The 14,718-nt window shown below is 68.1% G+C and carries 12 protein-coding genes; 8 read left to right on the top strand and 4 right to left on the bottom strand.

Annotated features, from left to right (window positions below; all coding sequences use genetic code 11):
- Nucleotides 1-8: 8 nt before the first annotated feature.
- Genes sufD through ACF3NP_RS03795 form a run of 3 tightly spaced genes read right to left on the bottom strand, consistent with a single transcriptional unit; the run spans nt 9 to nt 3,267 of the window.
- Entirely contained in the window at nt 9-1,172 is a 1,164-nt protein-coding gene (gene sufD / locus ACF3NP_RS03805) for a Fe-S cluster assembly protein SufD (protein ID WP_181888463.1), read from the bottom strand.
- Nucleotides 1,173-2,579 carry a Fe-S cluster assembly protein SufB gene (gene sufB, locus ACF3NP_RS03800; protein WP_181889585.1) on the bottom strand — a complete coding sequence of 469 codons (1,407 nt, stop codon included), beginning with the start codon at nt 2,577-2,579 and terminating at the stop codon, nt 1,173-1,175.
- Between the two features lie 31 nt (nt 2,580-2,610).
- Nucleotides 2,611-3,267, bottom strand: a complete 657-nt coding sequence (locus tag ACF3NP_RS03795; RefSeq protein WP_181889586.1) for a helix-turn-helix transcriptional regulator — start codon at nt 3,265-3,267, stop codon at nt 2,611-2,613.
- A 197-nt stretch (nt 3,268-3,464) separates the two neighbouring features.
- Here ACF3NP_RS03795 and mptB point away from each other — a divergent pair, with 197 nt between their 5' ends.
- From mptB to ACF3NP_RS03770, 5 genes are all read left to right on the top strand, one after another.
- Entirely contained in the window at nt 3,465-5,177 is a 1,713-nt protein-coding gene (gene mptB / locus ACF3NP_RS03790; protein WP_370642059.1) for a polyprenol phosphomannose-dependent alpha 1,6 mannosyltransferase MptB, read from the top strand.
- A complete protein-coding gene (locus ACF3NP_RS03785; RefSeq protein WP_181888464.1) occupies nt 5,170-6,096 on the top strand; it encodes an ABC transporter ATP-binding protein in 927 nt (308 codons plus the stop codon). The genes mptB and ACF3NP_RS03785 overlap by 8 nt, the downstream gene beginning before the upstream one ends.
- The gene (locus ACF3NP_RS03780) at nt 6,096-6,860 is read left to right on the top strand and encodes an ABC transporter permease (protein ID WP_181888465.1); all 765 of its coding nucleotides are present in this window, start codon (nt 6,096-6,098) and stop codon (nt 6,858-6,860) included. The genes ACF3NP_RS03785 and ACF3NP_RS03780 overlap by 1 nt, the downstream gene beginning before the upstream one ends.
- A gap of 135 nt (nt 6,861-6,995) precedes the next feature.
- Nucleotides 6,996-7,859: a COX15/CtaA family protein gene (locus tag ACF3NP_RS03775; protein ID WP_181889588.1), complete on the top strand. Its 864-nt coding sequence runs from the start codon at nt 6,996-6,998 to the stop codon at nt 7,857-7,859.
- Nucleotide 7,860: 1 nt separating this feature from the next.
- Nucleotides 7,861-8,820, top strand: a complete 960-nt coding sequence (locus ACF3NP_RS03770; protein ID WP_181888466.1) for a quinone oxidoreductase family protein — start codon at nt 7,861-7,863, stop codon at nt 8,818-8,820.
- Here ACF3NP_RS03770 and ACF3NP_RS03765 read toward each other — a convergent pair.
- On the bottom strand, nt 8,817-9,731 hold the full coding sequence (locus ACF3NP_RS03765; RefSeq protein ID WP_181888467.1) for a heme o synthase: 915 nt from the start codon (nt 9,729-9,731) through the stop codon (nt 8,817-8,819). The two genes, ACF3NP_RS03770 and ACF3NP_RS03765, sit on opposite strands and share 4 nt — an antisense overlap.
- A gap of 159 nt (nt 9,732-9,890) precedes the next feature.
- Here ACF3NP_RS03765 and tkt point away from each other — a divergent pair, with 159 nt between their 5' ends.
- Genes tkt through zwf form a run of 3 tightly spaced genes read left to right on the top strand, consistent with a single transcriptional unit; the run spans nt 9,891 to nt 14,703 of the window.
- On the top strand, nt 9,891-12,062 hold the full coding sequence (tkt, locus tag ACF3NP_RS03760; protein WP_181888468.1) for a transketolase: 2,172 nt from the start codon (nt 9,891-9,893) through the stop codon (nt 12,060-12,062).
- A gap of 9 nt (nt 12,063-12,071) precedes the next feature.
- A complete protein-coding gene (gene tal, locus ACF3NP_RS03755; protein ID WP_392398981.1) occupies nt 12,072-13,163 on the top strand; it encodes a transaldolase in 1,092 nt (363 codons plus the stop codon).
- Between the two features lies 1 nt (nt 13,164).
- Complete coding sequence (zwf, locus tag ACF3NP_RS03750; RefSeq protein ID WP_392398980.1) at nt 13,165-14,703, top strand: glucose-6-phosphate dehydrogenase; 1,539 nt, start codon at nt 13,165-13,167, stop codon at nt 14,701-14,703.
- The last annotated feature ends 15 nt before the right edge of the window (nt 14,704-14,718 follow it).

Below are 14,718 nucleotides of genomic sequence, written 5' to 3'. Positions count from 1 at the left end.
TGCTCCTTTTAGTTTTCGTTGCGCTCGAGCTCGCCGGCGACGCGGGCGATGAGTTCTTCGCGGATCGACTCGACGGGGATCTGGTTGAGGACCTCGTTGAAGAAGCCGCGGATGATCAGGCGGGTGGCGTCTTCCTCGCGGATGCCGCGGGAGCGCAGGTAGAACAGCTGGTCATCGTCGAAGCGGCCGACGGTTGCGGCGTGGCCTGCGCCGGCGATCTCGCCGGTTTCGATCTCCAGGTTCGGGATGGCGTCGGCGCGTGCGCCGTCGGTGAGCACCAGGTTGCGGTTGGTCTCGTAGGTGTCGGTGCCCTTCGCTTCGGCGCGGATGAGCACGTCGCCCACCCAGCAGGTGCGGGCTTCCGGAAGCCTGGAGGCCTTGTCGCCCTGCAGCGCGCCCTTGTACAGCACGTTGGAGCGGCAATTCGGCACCGCGTGGTCCACCAGCAGGCGGTTCTCGATGTACTGGCCCGCGTCGGCGAAGTACACGCCGGTCAGCTCGGCGTCGCCGCCCGGCGCCTCAAAGGCAAGGCGCGGGGTGATGCGGACGATCTCGCCACCGAAGGTGGCCACGTGGTGGCGCAGGGTTGCATCGCGCTTCACGACGATCGACTGCTGGCCCACATGCACCGCATCCAGTTCCCAGTCGGCGTCCACCACGGCGTTGACGCGGGAGCCCTCGCCGATGACCCAGTTGACGTTGTCGGCGTGGGTGCCGGAGCCCGCGTAGCGCACCACAACGGTGGCGGAAGAGTTCGCGCCGGTCTCGACCACGACGGTGCCAAAGGTGGTCTTGTCGGCGCCCGCGCCGGTGATGGTCACGGTGATCGGCTCGGTCAGCTCCGCGTTCGCCGGCACCGAGATCAGGGTCGCGTTCTCGGAGGAGGTCCACGCCTGGGCGGCGACACGGTCGACGGGGGCGCCGGCGGCGGTCACGCGCTCGTCGTCAAGCGAAACCTGCTCGACTGCGACCTCGCTGGGACCCTCCACCGCAATCTGCGCCTCGGCCTGCGGGGCGAACTCGCCGTTGTGCAGGCCGCGCAGGCGGCGCAGGGAGATGAAGCGCCAGACCTCGTCGCGGCCGCCCGGGACCTCGAAGTCCTCCACGTTGAAGGAGGAAAACAGGTCGCCCTTGTTGTTGTGCGTGGTGGCGTTTTTGACGGTTTCGGCCATTTAGCCCACCGATCCTTCCATTTGCAGCTCGATGAGGCGGTTCAGCTCGAGGGCGTACTCCATGGGCAGCTCCTTGGCGATCGGCTCGACGAAGCCGCGCACGATCATGGCCATGGCCTCTTCCTCGGCGATGCCGCGGGACATGAGGTAGAACAGCTGGTCCTCGGAGACCTTGGACACTTTCGCCTCGTGGCCCAGGGTCACGCGGTCGTTGCGGATGTCGTTGTACGGGTAGGTGTCCGAGCGCGAGATGTCGTCCACCAGCAGCGCGTCGCACTCCACGTTGGACGCAGAGTCGTGGGCGTTGGCGTTGATCTGCACCAGGCCCCGGTAGGCCGCGCGGCCGCCGCCGCGGGCGACGGACTTGGACACGATGGACGAGGAGGTGTGCGGCGCCATATGCGTCATCTTCGCGCCGGTGTCCTGGAACTGGCCCTCGCCAGCGAACGCAACGGAGAGCACCTCGCCGCGGGCGTGCTCGCCGGTCATCCACACGGCCGGGTACTTCATGGTCACCTTGGAGCCGATGTTGCCGTCGACCCACTCCATGGTCGCGCCCTCTTCAGCCTTCGCACGCTTGGTGACCAGGTTGTAGACGTTGCTGGACCAGTTCTGGATGGTGGTGTAGCGGCAGCGGCCGCCCTTCTTCACGATGATCTCCACCACCGCGGAGTGCAGCGAGTCCGACTTGTAGATCGGGGCGGTGCAGCCCTCGACGTAGTGCACGTAGGCGTCCTCGTCGACGATGATGAGGGTGCGCTCGAACTGGCCCATGTTCTCCGTGTTGATGCGGAAGTAGGCCTGCAGCGGGATGTCCACGTGGACCCCCGGCGGGACGTAGATGAAGGAGCCGCCGGACCACACGGCGGTGTTCAGCGCCGAGAACTTGTTGTCGCCGGCCGGGATGACGGAGCCGAAGTACTCCTTGAACAGGTCCTCGTGCTCGCGCAGGGCCGTGTCGGTGTCGACGAAGATGACGCCCTTTTCCTCCAGGTCCTCGCGGATCTGGTGGTAGACCACCTCGGACTCGTACTGCGCGGCCACACCTGCGACGAGGCGCTGCTTCTCCGCCTCCGGGATGCCCAGCTTGTCGTAGGTGTTCTTGATGTCCTCCGGCAGGTCGTCCCAGCTGGCGGCCTGCTCCTCGGTGGAGCGGACGTAATACTTGATGTTGTCGAAGTCGATGTCGGACAAGTCCGCGCCCCAGGTAGGCATCGGCTTTTTGTCGAAGATCTCCAACGCCTTCACGCGCTGGTTGAGCATCCATTCCGGCTCGTTTTTGATGCCGGAGATGTCGCGCACGACCTCTTCGTTCAGGCCGCGGCGCGCGGAGGCGCCGGCGACGTCAGAGTCGTGCCAGCCGTAGTTGTAGGCGCCGATCGACTCGATGATCTCGTCGTCGTTCATCGGCTTCTCAAGGCCTGGTGTGGGCTTCACTTCAGTCATTGTCAGCCGCTCCTTTCGTTGCTGTTCCCGCCGGGCGCGTCCGGGTGCGCGCCGCAGCAAGGGGGATGTTAGTTGTGCAGATTCCGTCGCCGTCGGAGATGAGGGCGAGCGGCTGCACATGCGTATCGACGATCCGCGCCACCGCCTCCCTTTCCGCCTCGCAGAATTCCGGGTGCGCCGCGGCGACGGCGGACACCGGGCAGTGGTGCTGGCAGATCTGGATGCCGGCGTCGGTGCGGTGGACGCTCGGGGCGTAGCCGTGCCTTTCCAGCGCGGCGGCGACGCGGCGCGCCGTCGACTCGGCATCTTCCGCCGGTTCCACGTCGCCGAGGATCTTCTCCACGCGAGCGCGGGCGAAGTCGCGCACCGCGTCTTCGCCCCCGATCTGCTGGATCAGTTCCACGGCGTCGAGCGCGAGACCGTCGTAATGCGAACCGAAGCGCTCCCGGCCCGCGGCGGTGAGCTGGAAGTGCTTGGCCGGACGGCCGCGCCCCTGCTCCTCGCCCGCGACGGCGCGCGGTGCGCAAGGCTCGGCCAGCTGCTCCTCGACGAGCTTGTCCACGTGCCTGCGCACGCCGGCCGCCGAGAGGTCGAGCTCTTCCGCGATGTCGCTGGCCGCTACCGGCCCCCGCTTGAGCAGGACCGACATCACCTGCGAGCGCGTGTCGCCGCCAGCGCGGGACGCGTCCGCAGGAGCGGGGTTGTGGGTTTCCACTGTATCCACGATGGCACCACCTTTCGCTCGATGTGGTCTGGGTCGCTGCCTTTTCACAACACTAGTGTGTTGTAAATATTCCTGCCGCACCGGGTGGGCCCGTGTCGGGGCGCGCCTTAGACTGTTCAACCGTGACTGCACCCGACCGCCCGCACGGCTCCCGACGCGCCCGCCGCGCCCCGCGCGTGAACGTGGCCAGCGAGCTGCCGCGCTTCGGGCGACCCGGGTCCCGCTCGACGCTGCTGCACGACCCGGCCTCGCCTGCGCACAGCGCACCCACAAGCGCGGCTGTGCGGGCCCGCGAGCGCGGCCGTTTCGCCGCGCTGCGCTGGGCAGGGGCCGCCGGAGCGTTCCTGATCGGTTTCGCGGGCATCGGCGGCGGCGCCCTGCCGGTGGTGGAAAACCCGTGGCAGAATTTCCCCTTCGGCGCGGAGATGGGGCGCATGATGCTCGCCTCCAACGCGCTTGTGCTCATCGGCGTCGGCGTGCTGGTGGCGGCGTGGCTGGCCATGGCCCCGTTCGTCGGGGCGTCGCCAGGCGCGGCGCGCGGGGCGCGGGTGAGCAACCCGGAGATGCTGCGCACTTTCATCGCCTGGGTGGTCCCACTTATCGCCACCGCGCCGCTTTTCACCCAGGACATCTACTCCTACCTGGCCAACGGCAGCATCGTGCGCCAGGGGCTCGACCCGTACTCCTCCGGCCCCGTCGAGCTGCTGGGGGTGGAGCACCACCTCGCCCGCTCCGTGCCGTTCATTTGGGCGCACTCGCCTAGCCCGTACGGACCGGTGGCGCTGGGGACCGCGGCGGTGATCTCGCACATCACTGGCGACTCGATCTTCTGGGGCGTGCTCGCCCACCGCGCCGTGTCTGTCGCTGGCATCCTCGCCGCGGCCTGGGCCGTGCTCGCGCTGGCGAAGCGCTGCGGTGTGACCGGCCCGGCCGCTTTGTGGCTGGGCATCCTCAACCCGTTGACGGTGCTGCACATGGTCGGCGGCATCCACAACGAGGCCATCATGATGGGCCTGCTGCTCGTCGGCCTGGAGGTGGGGCTGCGCGGCATCGACCGGCTCGAGAGCAACCGCCGCTCCGGCTGGGCGCTGCTCGCTGCCTCTGCCGCCCTGATCAGCTGCGCCGGCATGGTGAAGGTGATCGGCTTTTTGGCCCTCGGGTTCACCGGCATGGCGCTGGCCCGCCACCTGCGCACCCGCCCGCAGCGCCAGCGCAGCGGCCCCCGCGCCATCGCGACCTCCGCCGCCCTGCACGCGACCATGCTGGCGGCCACCGCCATCGCGGTCTCGCTGGCCTCCGGCATCGGCCTGGGCTGGGTCACCGGCCAAGGCGGCGCCGCCCAGATCCGCAGCTGGCTGTCTCTGACCACCGACATCGGCGTCGCCGGAGGCTTCCTCGGCATGAACCTGGGGCTCGGCGACCACACGGACGCGATGCTCAGCGTGACCCGCTGGGCGGGGCTAACGGTCGCGGCGGCGTTTGCGCTGCGCATGCTGTGGGCCACCTACCGCGGCACCATCCACCCGGTAGGCGGGCTCGGCGTGTCCACCTTCGTGCTGGTGGTGCTGTTTCCCGTCGTGCACCCCTGGTACCCGCTGTGGGCCGTGCTTCCGCTCGCGGCGTGGGCGAACCGCTTTACCTTCCGCGCCTCTGTGGCCGGGTACTCGGCGCTGGTGAGCTTCCTCGTCCTCCCTCGCGGGCTCCGTCTCCAGGCGGGCGCCGTCGCCACGATTTACGGCTCCGCCGTCGTCGGCTTCATCCTCCTGGCGGCGTGCGTAGCGCTCGCGCTTCGGGTGTGGCGGCGCAGGAGGTCTACACTCATCACCCATGAGTGATCACGCGCTGGTCGTCGAAAGCGTTATCAAGCGATTCGGCGAGAAAACGGCGGTTGACGGGCTCTCTTTCACAGCGCGGCGCGGCGAGCTGCTCGCGCTTCTGGGCCCCAACGGAGCCGGCAAAACCACCACCATCGAGATGTGCGAGGGCTTCACCAAACCCACCTCCGGGTCGATCCGGGTGCTCGGCATGGACCCGGTCGCGCATCCGCAGAAGGTGCGCGACCGCATCGGCATCATGCTCCAGGGCGGCGGCTCCTACGCCGGCGTCTCCGTCGAGGAGATGCTCAACCTCGCCGCCAGCTACAACAAGCACCCCCACGACCCGCGCTGGCTCATGGAGCTAGTCGGCCTCCAGGGAGCGGCGAAGACTACCTACCGGCGCCTCTCGGGCGGCCAGCAGCAGCGCCTGTCGCTGGCGCTGGCCCTGATCGGCCGCCCCGAGCTGATCTTCTTGGACGAGCCCACCGCGGGCCTGGACGCCCAGTCACGCATGGCGGTGTGGGACATCATCTCGGCGCTGAAGCGCGACGGGGTGAGCGTCCTGCTCACCACCCACCTCATGGACGAGGCCGAAAGCCTCGCGGACGACGTGGTCATCATCGACCACGGCACCGTCGTCGCCCAGGGCTCCCCGGAGGAGCTCACCAGCCACGAGGAGTTTCCGGTGCTTTCTTTCGACACTGCAGAGGCCTTCGAGGTGCACAAGCTTAACGACGAGCTCACGCCCGCCGGCCTCACCGTCGAGGAGATCCGGCCCCGCAGTTACCGGATCAAGGGCTCGGGCTCGCCGGAGGTCGTCGAGAAGCTGGCGCGCGAGGCCGCACGCCAAGGTGTGCTGATCCGCGAGCTGAGCGTGTCCCACCGCAACTTGGAGGACGTGTTTTTGGACATCACAGGAAGGGAGCTGAGGAGCTAATGAAAAAGCTCACCCCCGGCATTTTCGCCCCGGCGCCGCAGCGGGCGTCCTTCGGCCGGATGGCCGCGGCCCAGGGGCGCATCGAGGCGAAGCTGATGCTGCGCCACGGCGAGCAGCTCCTGGTCAACGTGCTGATCCCGGCGGCGATCCTGCTGGCGGCCCACTTCGCCCCGATTTTGGGCGACAACACCGACTCGGGTGTGCTGGTGCCCATGGTTTTCGCCGTGGCCGCCACCGGTGCGGGCTTTACCGGCCAGGCCATCGCCGTCGCCTTCGACCGCCGCTACGGGGCCTTGAAGCGCACCGGCGCGTCCGGGGTGCCGCCCTGGACCATCATCGTGGGCAAGATCCTCGGCGTGCTGGCTACGGTGGTGGTGCAGCTGGTGGTGCTCGGCGCAATCGCCCTGGCGTTGGGGTGGCGCGTGACCCCCGCCGGCGCCGCGTTCGGGCTGGCCACCCTCCTGTGTGGCGTGGCCGCGTTCACCGCGCTGGGGCTGCTGATGGGCGGCACCCTGCGCGCCGAGCTGGTGCTGGCGCTTGCGAACCTGATCTGGCTGGTGCTCATGGGCATCCTCGGCTGGGTGGGCTACTCCGGCGACATCGCGCACGCCGGGTGGTGGAACGCGGTGCCCACCGTGGCGCTGGCAGGCGCGCTGGTGCAAGCGCTGTCTTTGCAGGTCAACTGGGTGGCGTGGGCCTCACTCGCCGCCTGGGGGGTCGCCGCGGTGACCGCGGCCGTGCGCTTGTTCCGCTTTGACGGCTAGGCGCGATACACTCACCACGATCAACATCGTCCGAAAGTTGGAGAAACAGTGACCGCAACCACAGCCGAGACCCGCCCGAACTCCTGGAGGGAGGCCTGGCGCGACCCGTCACTGAAGCTGCAGCGCACCCTCGCGATGGTGCTGCTGCTGTGCCAGGGCGGCATCACCGTCACCGGCTCGCTCGTGCGCGTGACCGGCTCCGGCCTCGGCTGCGACACCTGGCCGCTGTGCCACGAGGGCTCGCTCGTGCCGGTCGCCGGCGCGGCGCCCTGGATCCACCAAGCCATCGAGTTCGGCAACCGCACCCTGACCTTCGTGGTCGCCGCGGCCGCCGGCCTCGTGCTGTACGCCGTGATCCGCGCCGGGCGCCGCAAGGACATCAAGACCCTGGCCTGGATCTCCCTGCTCGGCGTGGTCGTGCAGGCCGTCATCGGCGGCATCTCCGTGCGACTGGACCTGCGCTGGTGGTCCGTGGCGGTGCACTTCCTGCCGTCGATGGTGCTCGTATTCGTCGCTGCGATGCTCTACATGCGCATCGCCGAGCCCGACAACTCCGCCCCCACCCGCCGCTACCCCGGCTCGGCGCAGACGTGGACGCTCATCGCCGCCGCGGCGCTGTGCCTCGTGCTCATCACCGGCACCATGGTCACCGGCTCCGGCCCGCACTCGGGCGACGCGGGCGCGGGCATGGATGGCCGCCTCGAGATGGACACGCGCGTGCTCGCATACGTGCACGCGGCGTGCATGTACCTCTACCTCATCGCCACGATCATCACCACGGTGCTGCTGCGCAACTCCGGCGCGCCGGAGGACGCAAAGCGCACCGCATACGTGCTCATCGCCATGATTCTGGTGCAATGGGCCATCGGCGTGATCCAGTTCCGCATGGGGGTTCCGCGCTGGACAATCCCGGCGCATATCGCCATGTCGTCGACGGTGGTTGCATTCAGCGGGTTCCTTTTTGCACACGGGAAGCGCAGGTTGCCTACGCTCGTGTGACATGAAAGCAATCGTTGTCACATCCCACGGCGGCCCGGAAGTCCTCGAGTACAAGGACGCCGAGCCGCCACAGCCGTCTGAGGGGCAGTTGCTTGTCGACGTCACGTACGCCGGCATCAACTACATCGACACCTACTACCGCTCCGGAACCTACCCCTCCAACCCGCCGTACATCCCCGGCACGGAGGGCTGCGGCCGCGTGGTGGAAGATCCCAAGGGCGAGATCGCGCCCGGCACCCTCGTAGCCTGGCACGCCGCCCCCGGCTCCTACGCCGAGCAGGTGGCGGTGGACCGCAACCGGCTGGTCGCCGTGCCGGAGGGCGTCGATCCTGCGGTGGCGGCCTCGATGCTGCTGCAGGGCATGACCTCGCACTACCTCCTCCACGGCGTGCGCGAGACGAAGCCGGGCGACACCATGGTGGTCACCGCCGGCGCCGGCGGCGTGGGGCTGATCCTGACCCAGATGGCGGCCGCCGAGGAGGCGACCGTGTACTCGGTGGTCTCCAGCGACGAGAAAGAAAAGCTCGCCTACGAGGCGGGCGCGACCAAGGTGTTCCGCTACGGCGAGGACCTAGCCGAGCAGATCAAGGCCGAGAACGGCGGCGGCGGCGTGGACGTGGTCTACGACGGCGTCGGCCAAGACACCTTCGAGATGTGCCTCAACGTCACCCGCCCGCGCGGGCTGGTCTGCTCGTTCGGCTCCGCCTCCGGCGACGTCGAGCCGTTCAAGATCCAGGAGCTCAACGCCCACGGCGCGCTGTTTCTCACCCGCCCGTCGCTGAAGCACTACGTGGCCACGGACGACGAGTTCCTCATGCGCGCCCAGGCCGTGGCCCGGGCGGTAGAAGAGGGCACGGTGAAAATCCGCATCCACCCGCCCTACGAGCTGAAAAACGCCCGCCAGGCCCACGAGGACCTGCAGGCGCGAAAGACCACCGGCTCGGTTGTGCTGAAGGTTTAGAACAGCAGCTGGCCGACGGTCTCCCAGCCGAGCACTGCGTCGAAGGACAGGCCCAGAAACAGCGCGGCGAGGTAGTTGTTGGAGAGGATGAACAGCTTCAGCGGCTTGACGTTCTCGTCGCGCACGATGCCCTGGTGCAGCTTGGTCGCCATGACCAAGAACGCCGCACCCGAGGCGATCGCGATTACCAGGTAGATCCAGGACGCGGCCGGCACCAGCAGCAGCGAGACGGCCACGGTGAGCCAGGAGTAGATCACGATCTGGCGGGAGGTTTCTTCCGCAGTCGCCACCACCGGCAGCATGGGCACGTTGGCGCGGGCGTAGTCGTCCTTGTACTTCATGGCCAGCGCCCAGGTGTGCGGCGGGGTCCAGAAGAAGATGATCAAAAACAGCACGATGGCCTGCCACCAGTTGTCGGCGGAACCGTCGTGGACGTTGTCGCGGATCACGGCCCAGCCCACCATCACGGGCATGCAGCCGGCCGCACCGCCCCAGATCACGTTTTGCCAGGTGCGGCGCTTCAGCCACTTCGTGTAGATGAAGATGTAGAAGAAGTTGGTCAGGAGGATGAAAAACGCCGCCAGCCAGGAGTTGCACAGCACCCCGAGCCAGAGCACGGACAGCACGAGCATCACCCAGGCGAACACGGCCGCCTTCTGTTTGGTCACCGAGTGCCGCACCAGCGGACGGGCGCGGGTGCGGCCCATCTTCTGGTCGATGTCGTAGTCCGCGACCATGTTGAAGGTGTTCGCGGCCGCGGCTCCCATCCAGCCGCCGAGCAGCGTGCCCAGCACGAGCCAGAGGTGCACCTCGCCGCGGTGCGCCTGCAGCATCGCGGGGATCGCGGCGACCAAGAGAAGTTCAATGACCCTCGGCTTCGTCAACGCGAAATATGCCTTGATGGTCTCCAACAACTCTCTCCTTTTTGTACCGCCGTCGGGCGCGGGCAATCATACCTTCGGACGATGGTAGCCCCAACCAACGCGAGTCAACGAATCGAGGATGGGGTGGGACCGGAGGCGTCGATAAGCGATATGCTTTTGTGCGACCTTAAAGAAAGCGAGGACCCCATGACGCTGCCCCCGAAACTGCAGGCAATGACCGAGCGCAACTACCCGCAGGATTGGACCGAGACCGACACCCGCGCCGTTGACACGGCCAGGGTGCTCGCCGCCGACGCGGTGGAAAACTGCGGTTCCGGACACCCTGGCACCGCCATGAGCCTCGCGCCACTGGCCTACACCCTGTTCCAGCGCGTGATGGACGTGGACCCGACCGACAAGGATTGGGTGGGCCGCGACCGCTTCGTGCTGTCCAACGGCCACTCCTCGCTCACGCAGTATGTGCAGCTGTACCTCGGCGGCTTCGGCCTGGAGCTGCAGGACCTGAAGGACCTGCGCACCTGGGGTTCGAAGACCCCGGGCCACCCGGAGTACAACCACACCGAACACATCGAGATCACCACCGGCCCGCTCGGCCAGGGCCTCGCTTCCGCAGTGGGCATGGCGATGGCTTCTCGACGTGAACGTGGCCTGTTCGACCCCGACGCCCCCGCCGGCGAGTCGCCCTTCGACCACTACATCTACGTCGTCGCCGGCGACGGCTGCCTGCAGGAGGGTGTGACCGCCGAGGCGTCCTCGCTCGCCGGCACCCAGCAGCTGGGCAACCTCATCCTGTTCTGGGACGACAACCGCATCTCCATCGAGGACGACACCCAAATCGCGTTCACTGAGGACGTGCTCAAGCGTTACGACGCCTACGGCTGGCAGACGCTTACCGTCGAATCCGGCGAGGACGTCGCCGCCATCGAGGCCGCCGTGGCCGAGGCGAAGGCGGAGCCGACCAAGCCGACGATCATCCGCGTGAAAACCGTGATCGGCTACCCGGCCCCGAACCTGATGAACACCGGCGCCATCCACGGCGCGGCACTCGGCGCCGACGAGGTCGCCGCGGTCAAGGAGGCGCTCGGCTTCGACCCGGCGGTGAACTTCCCGGAAGAGGATGAGGTGATCGCTCACACCCGCAAGCTGCGCGAGCGCGCCGCAGAGAAGCGGGCCGTCTGGGACGAGAAGTTCAACGCCTGGGCCGAGGCGAACCCTGAGCGCAAGGCGCTGCTGGACCGCCTCACAGCCCGCGAGCTGCCGACGGATTGGAAGAAGGACTTCCCCACCTGGGAGCCGGACGCGAAGGGTGTGGCCACCCGCAAGGCGTCCGCGGCCGCGATCCAGGCCGCCGCGGCCGCGCTGCCTGAGCTGTGGGGCGGCTCCGCCGACCTGGCAGGGTCCAACAACACCCTGATCGAGGGCGAGAGGTCCTTCGGCCCGCGCTCCATTTCCACCGAGATGTTCTCCGCCGACCCCTACGGCCGCAACCTGCACTTCGGCATCCGCGAGCACGCCATGGGCGCGGTGATGAACGGCATCGCCCTGCACGGCGGCACCCGCGTCTACGGCGGCACCTTCCTCATCTTCTCCGAGTACCTCTACCCCGCCATCCGTGTCGCCGCCTTGTCCGGCATCGACGGCTACTACGTGTTCACCCACGACTCCATCGGGCTTGGCGAGGACGGCCCGACCCACCAGCCGGTGGAGACCCTCGCCGCCCTGCGCGCCATCCCGGATGTCGCCGTGATCCGGCCGGCGGACGCGAACGAGACCTCGGCCGCCTGGATCGCCGCGCTCGAGGCGAAGGAGCAGCCGAAGGCGCTGGCGCTGTCCCGCCAGAACCTGCCCGTGCTCGAGGGCACCAAGGAGAAGGCCTTCGACGGCGTGGCCCGCGGCGCCTACGTGCTGGTCGAAGAATCCGCCGACACCCCGGACGTGATCCTCATGGCCTCCGGCTCCGAGGTGCAGTACGCCGTCGAGGCCGCCAAGGTCCTCGAGTCCGAGGGCACCGCCACCCGCGTGGTGTCCGTGCCGTCCATGGACTGGTTCATGGAGCAGGACGATGCCTACATCGACTCCGTGCTGCCGCGCGATGTCAAGGCCCGCGTGTCCGTCGAGGCCGCGACCTCCATGCCGTGGTTCCGCTTCCTCGGCGAATACGGCCGCGCGGTGTCCCTGGAGCACTTCGGCGCCTCCGCGCCGGGTGCGGAGCTGTTCGAGCGCTTCGGCTTCACCACCGACAACGTCGTTCGCACCGGCCGCGAGACCCTCGAGTGCGTGCGCGAGGAGCGCAGCGTGGCGACGAGCGTGCGCGTCGGCGACACCGAGGCTGAGCCGACCCGCGGCGACGGAAAGTAGGGTTGCGGCATGACTGCTATCGACGATCTGTACCAGGCCGGCACCTCCACCTGGCTCGACGACCTCTCCCGCGAGCGCATCGCCACCGGCAACCTCGCCGAGGTGAAGGACGCGAAGTCCATCGTGGGTGTGACCACGAACCCGGCGATCTTCGCCGCTGCCATGGGTTCCGGCAACCACTACGACGAGCAGCTCGCCGAGCTGAAGCAGGCTGGCACCACCGCCGACGCCGCTGTCTACGCCATGAGCGTCAAGGATGTGCAGGACGCCTGCGACCTCTTCCGCGACACCTACGAGGCCACCGGCGGCAAGGACGGCCGCGTCTCCATCGAGGTGGACCCGCGCTTCGCCGCCGACGAGCAAAAGACCATCGCGCAGGCCCGCGAGCTGTGGCAGCTGGTGGACCGCGACAACCTCATGATCAAGATCCCGGCGACCGACGAGTCGCTGCCCGCCGTCACCGCCGCACTGGCCGAGGGCATCTCCGTCAACGTCACCCTGATCTTCTCCGTGGAGCGCTACCAGCAAGTCATCGACGCCTACAAGGACGGCATCCGCAAGGCCGCCGCCAACGGCCACGATGTCAGCCGCATCCACTCGGTGGCGTCGTTCTTCGTCTCCCGCATGGACACCGAGGTGGACAAGCGCCTGGGGGCCATCGGCACCGACGAAGCGCTGGCGCTGCGCGGCAAGGCGGGCATCGCCAACGCGCGGTTGGCGTATGCGCTGTTTGAGCGTGAGTTCGGCGGCGCTGACGTCGATAAGCTTCCTGCGAACGCGAACGCCCAGCGCCCCCTGTGGGCGTCGACCGGTGTGAAGAACCCGGCCTACCCTGCGACGATGTACGTCACCGAGCTCGCCGGCCCGCAGACCGTGAACACGATGCCGGAGAAGACGCTCGACGCTGTGCTTCGCGACGGCGGCGTGCACGGCGACACCCTCACCGGCACCGAAGCCGTCTCCCGCGAGACCTTCGCGGCGCTGCGGAGCGTGGGCATCGACCTCGACGACGTGGTCGCAGTGCTGGAGCGCGAAGGCGTGGAGAAGTTCGTGGACGCGTGGCAGGAGCTGCTCGATTCCATGACTGCTAGGCTCGCCTAACGTGACTTCACCGCACCAGCAGTGGACCAACCCGCTGCGCTCCCCCGCCGACAAACGCCTCCCCCAGATCGCCGGGCCCTCCGGCATGGTGATCTTCGGGGTCACCGGCGACCTCGCCCGCAAGAAGCTGCTGCCGGCGGTCTACGATTTGGCCAACCGCGGCCTTCTGCCGGGCGGGTTCACGCTGGTCGGCTACGGGCGGCGCGACTGGTCCAAGGCCGACTTCGAGGCGTACGTGCGCAAAGCTGTCGACGAAGGCGCGCGCACCGAGTTCCACGAGAACGTGTGGCAGCGCCTCGCCGAGGGCCTCGAGTTCGTCCAGGGCAACTTCGACGACGACGACGCCTTCGACCGCCTCGCCGCCACCTGCAAGCGCAGCGACAAGCAGCGCGGCACCGCCGGCAACTGGGCCTACTACCTGTCCGTGCCGCCGGAGTTTTTCGCCGAGGTGGTCCACCAGCTGGACCGCTCCGGCATGGCCCACGAGGGCGAAAACCAGTGGCGCCGCGTGATCATTGAAAAGCCGTTCGGCCACGACCTCACCTCCGCCAAAGAGCTCAACGAGGTCGTCGGCGCGGTGTTCGACGAGCGGTCCGTGTTCCGCATCGACCACTACCTGGGCAAGGAAACGGTGCAGAACATCCTGGCGCTGCGCTTTTCCAACCAGATGTTTGAGCCGGTGTGGAACTCCCACTACATCGACCACGTGCAGATCACCATGGCCGAGGACATCGGCCTGGGCGGGCGCGCCAGCTACTACGACGGCATCGGCGCCGCCCGCGACGTGATCCAGAACCACCTGATCCAGCTGCTCGCCCTGGTTGCCATGGAGGAGCCGACCTCGTTCTCCCCCGGCCAGCTGCGCGCCGAGAAACTCAAGGTGCTGCGCGCCACCTCCGCGGTGGGCCCGTTCGGCAAGACCACCGCCCGCGGGCAGTACACCGCCGGGTGGCAGGGCTCCAAGAAGGTCGTGGGCCTGCGCGAGGAGGAAGGGTTCGACCCGAATTCCACCACCGAGACGTTTGCCGCCTGCACCCTGCAGATCGATTCGCGCCGCTGGGCCGGCGTGCCGTTCTACCTGCGCACCGGCAAGCGGCTGGGCCGCCGCGTCACCGAAATCGCGCTGGTGTTCAAGCACCCTCCCTACCAACCGTTCTCCCAGGGGCAGACGGACCTGCTCACAAACAACGCCGTGGTCATCCGCGTCCAGCCGGACGAGGGCGTGCTCATGCGCTTCGGCTCCAAGGTCCCCGGCCCCGGCATGGAGCTGCGCGACGTGAACATGGACTTCGCCTACTCCGAGGCATTCACCGAGCAGTCCCCCGAGGCCTACGAACGCCTCATCCTGGACGCGCTGCTCGACGAGTCCAGCCTGTTTCCCACCAACTCCGAGGTGGAGCGCAGCTGGGAGATCCTGGATCCGGTACTGGATTACTGGGCCGAGCAAGGCAGCCCCGACGATTACGCCGCCGGCACCTGGGGGCCGGCCTCCGCCGAGCGCATGCTGTCGAAAGACGGCCGGGCTTGGCGGCGTCCATAAGCAAGAAAGGCTCGA

The organism is Corynebacterium lehmanniae, from assembly GCF_043161975.1.
Classification (GTDB): Bacteria; Actinomycetota; Actinomycetes; order Mycobacteriales; family Mycobacteriaceae; genus Corynebacterium; species Corynebacterium lehmanniae.
Note: the sequence above shows the minus strand (reverse complement) of the source record. Positions and strands in the feature narration are given on the sequence as shown.

Excerpts from the sequence above, each read along its gene's own strand:
- sufD (WP_181888463.1), bottom strand. The coding sequence starts at position 1,172 with ATGGCCGAAACCGTCAAAAACGCCACCACGCACAACAACAAGGGCGAC.
- sufB (WP_181889585.1), bottom strand. The coding sequence starts at position 2,579 with ATGAACGACGACGAGATCATCGAGTCGATCGGCGCCTACAACTACGGC.
- ACF3NP_RS03795 (WP_181889586.1), bottom strand. The coding sequence starts at position 3,267 with ATGTCGGTCCTGCTCAAGCGGGGGCCGGTAGCGGCCAGCGACATCGCG.
- ACF3NP_RS03785 (WP_181888464.1), top strand. The coding sequence starts at position 5,170 with ATGAGTGATCACGCGCTGGTCGTCGAAAGCGTTATCAAGCGATTCGGC.
- ACF3NP_RS03780 (WP_181888465.1), top strand. The coding sequence starts at position 6,096 with ATGAAAAAGCTCACCCCCGGCATTTTCGCCCCGGCGCCGCAGCGGGCG.
- ACF3NP_RS03775 (WP_181889588.1), top strand. The coding sequence starts at position 6,996 with ATGGTGCTGCTGCTGTGCCAGGGCGGCATCACCGTCACCGGCTCGCTC.
- ACF3NP_RS03770 (WP_181888466.1), top strand. The coding sequence starts at position 7,861 with ATGAAAGCAATCGTTGTCACATCCCACGGCGGCCCGGAAGTCCTCGAG.
- tkt (WP_181888468.1), top strand. The coding sequence starts at position 9,891 with ATGACGCTGCCCCCGAAACTGCAGGCAATGACCGAGCGCAACTACCCG.
- tal (WP_392398981.1), top strand. The coding sequence starts at position 12,072 with ATGACTGCTATCGACGATCTGTACCAGGCCGGCACCTCCACCTGGCTC.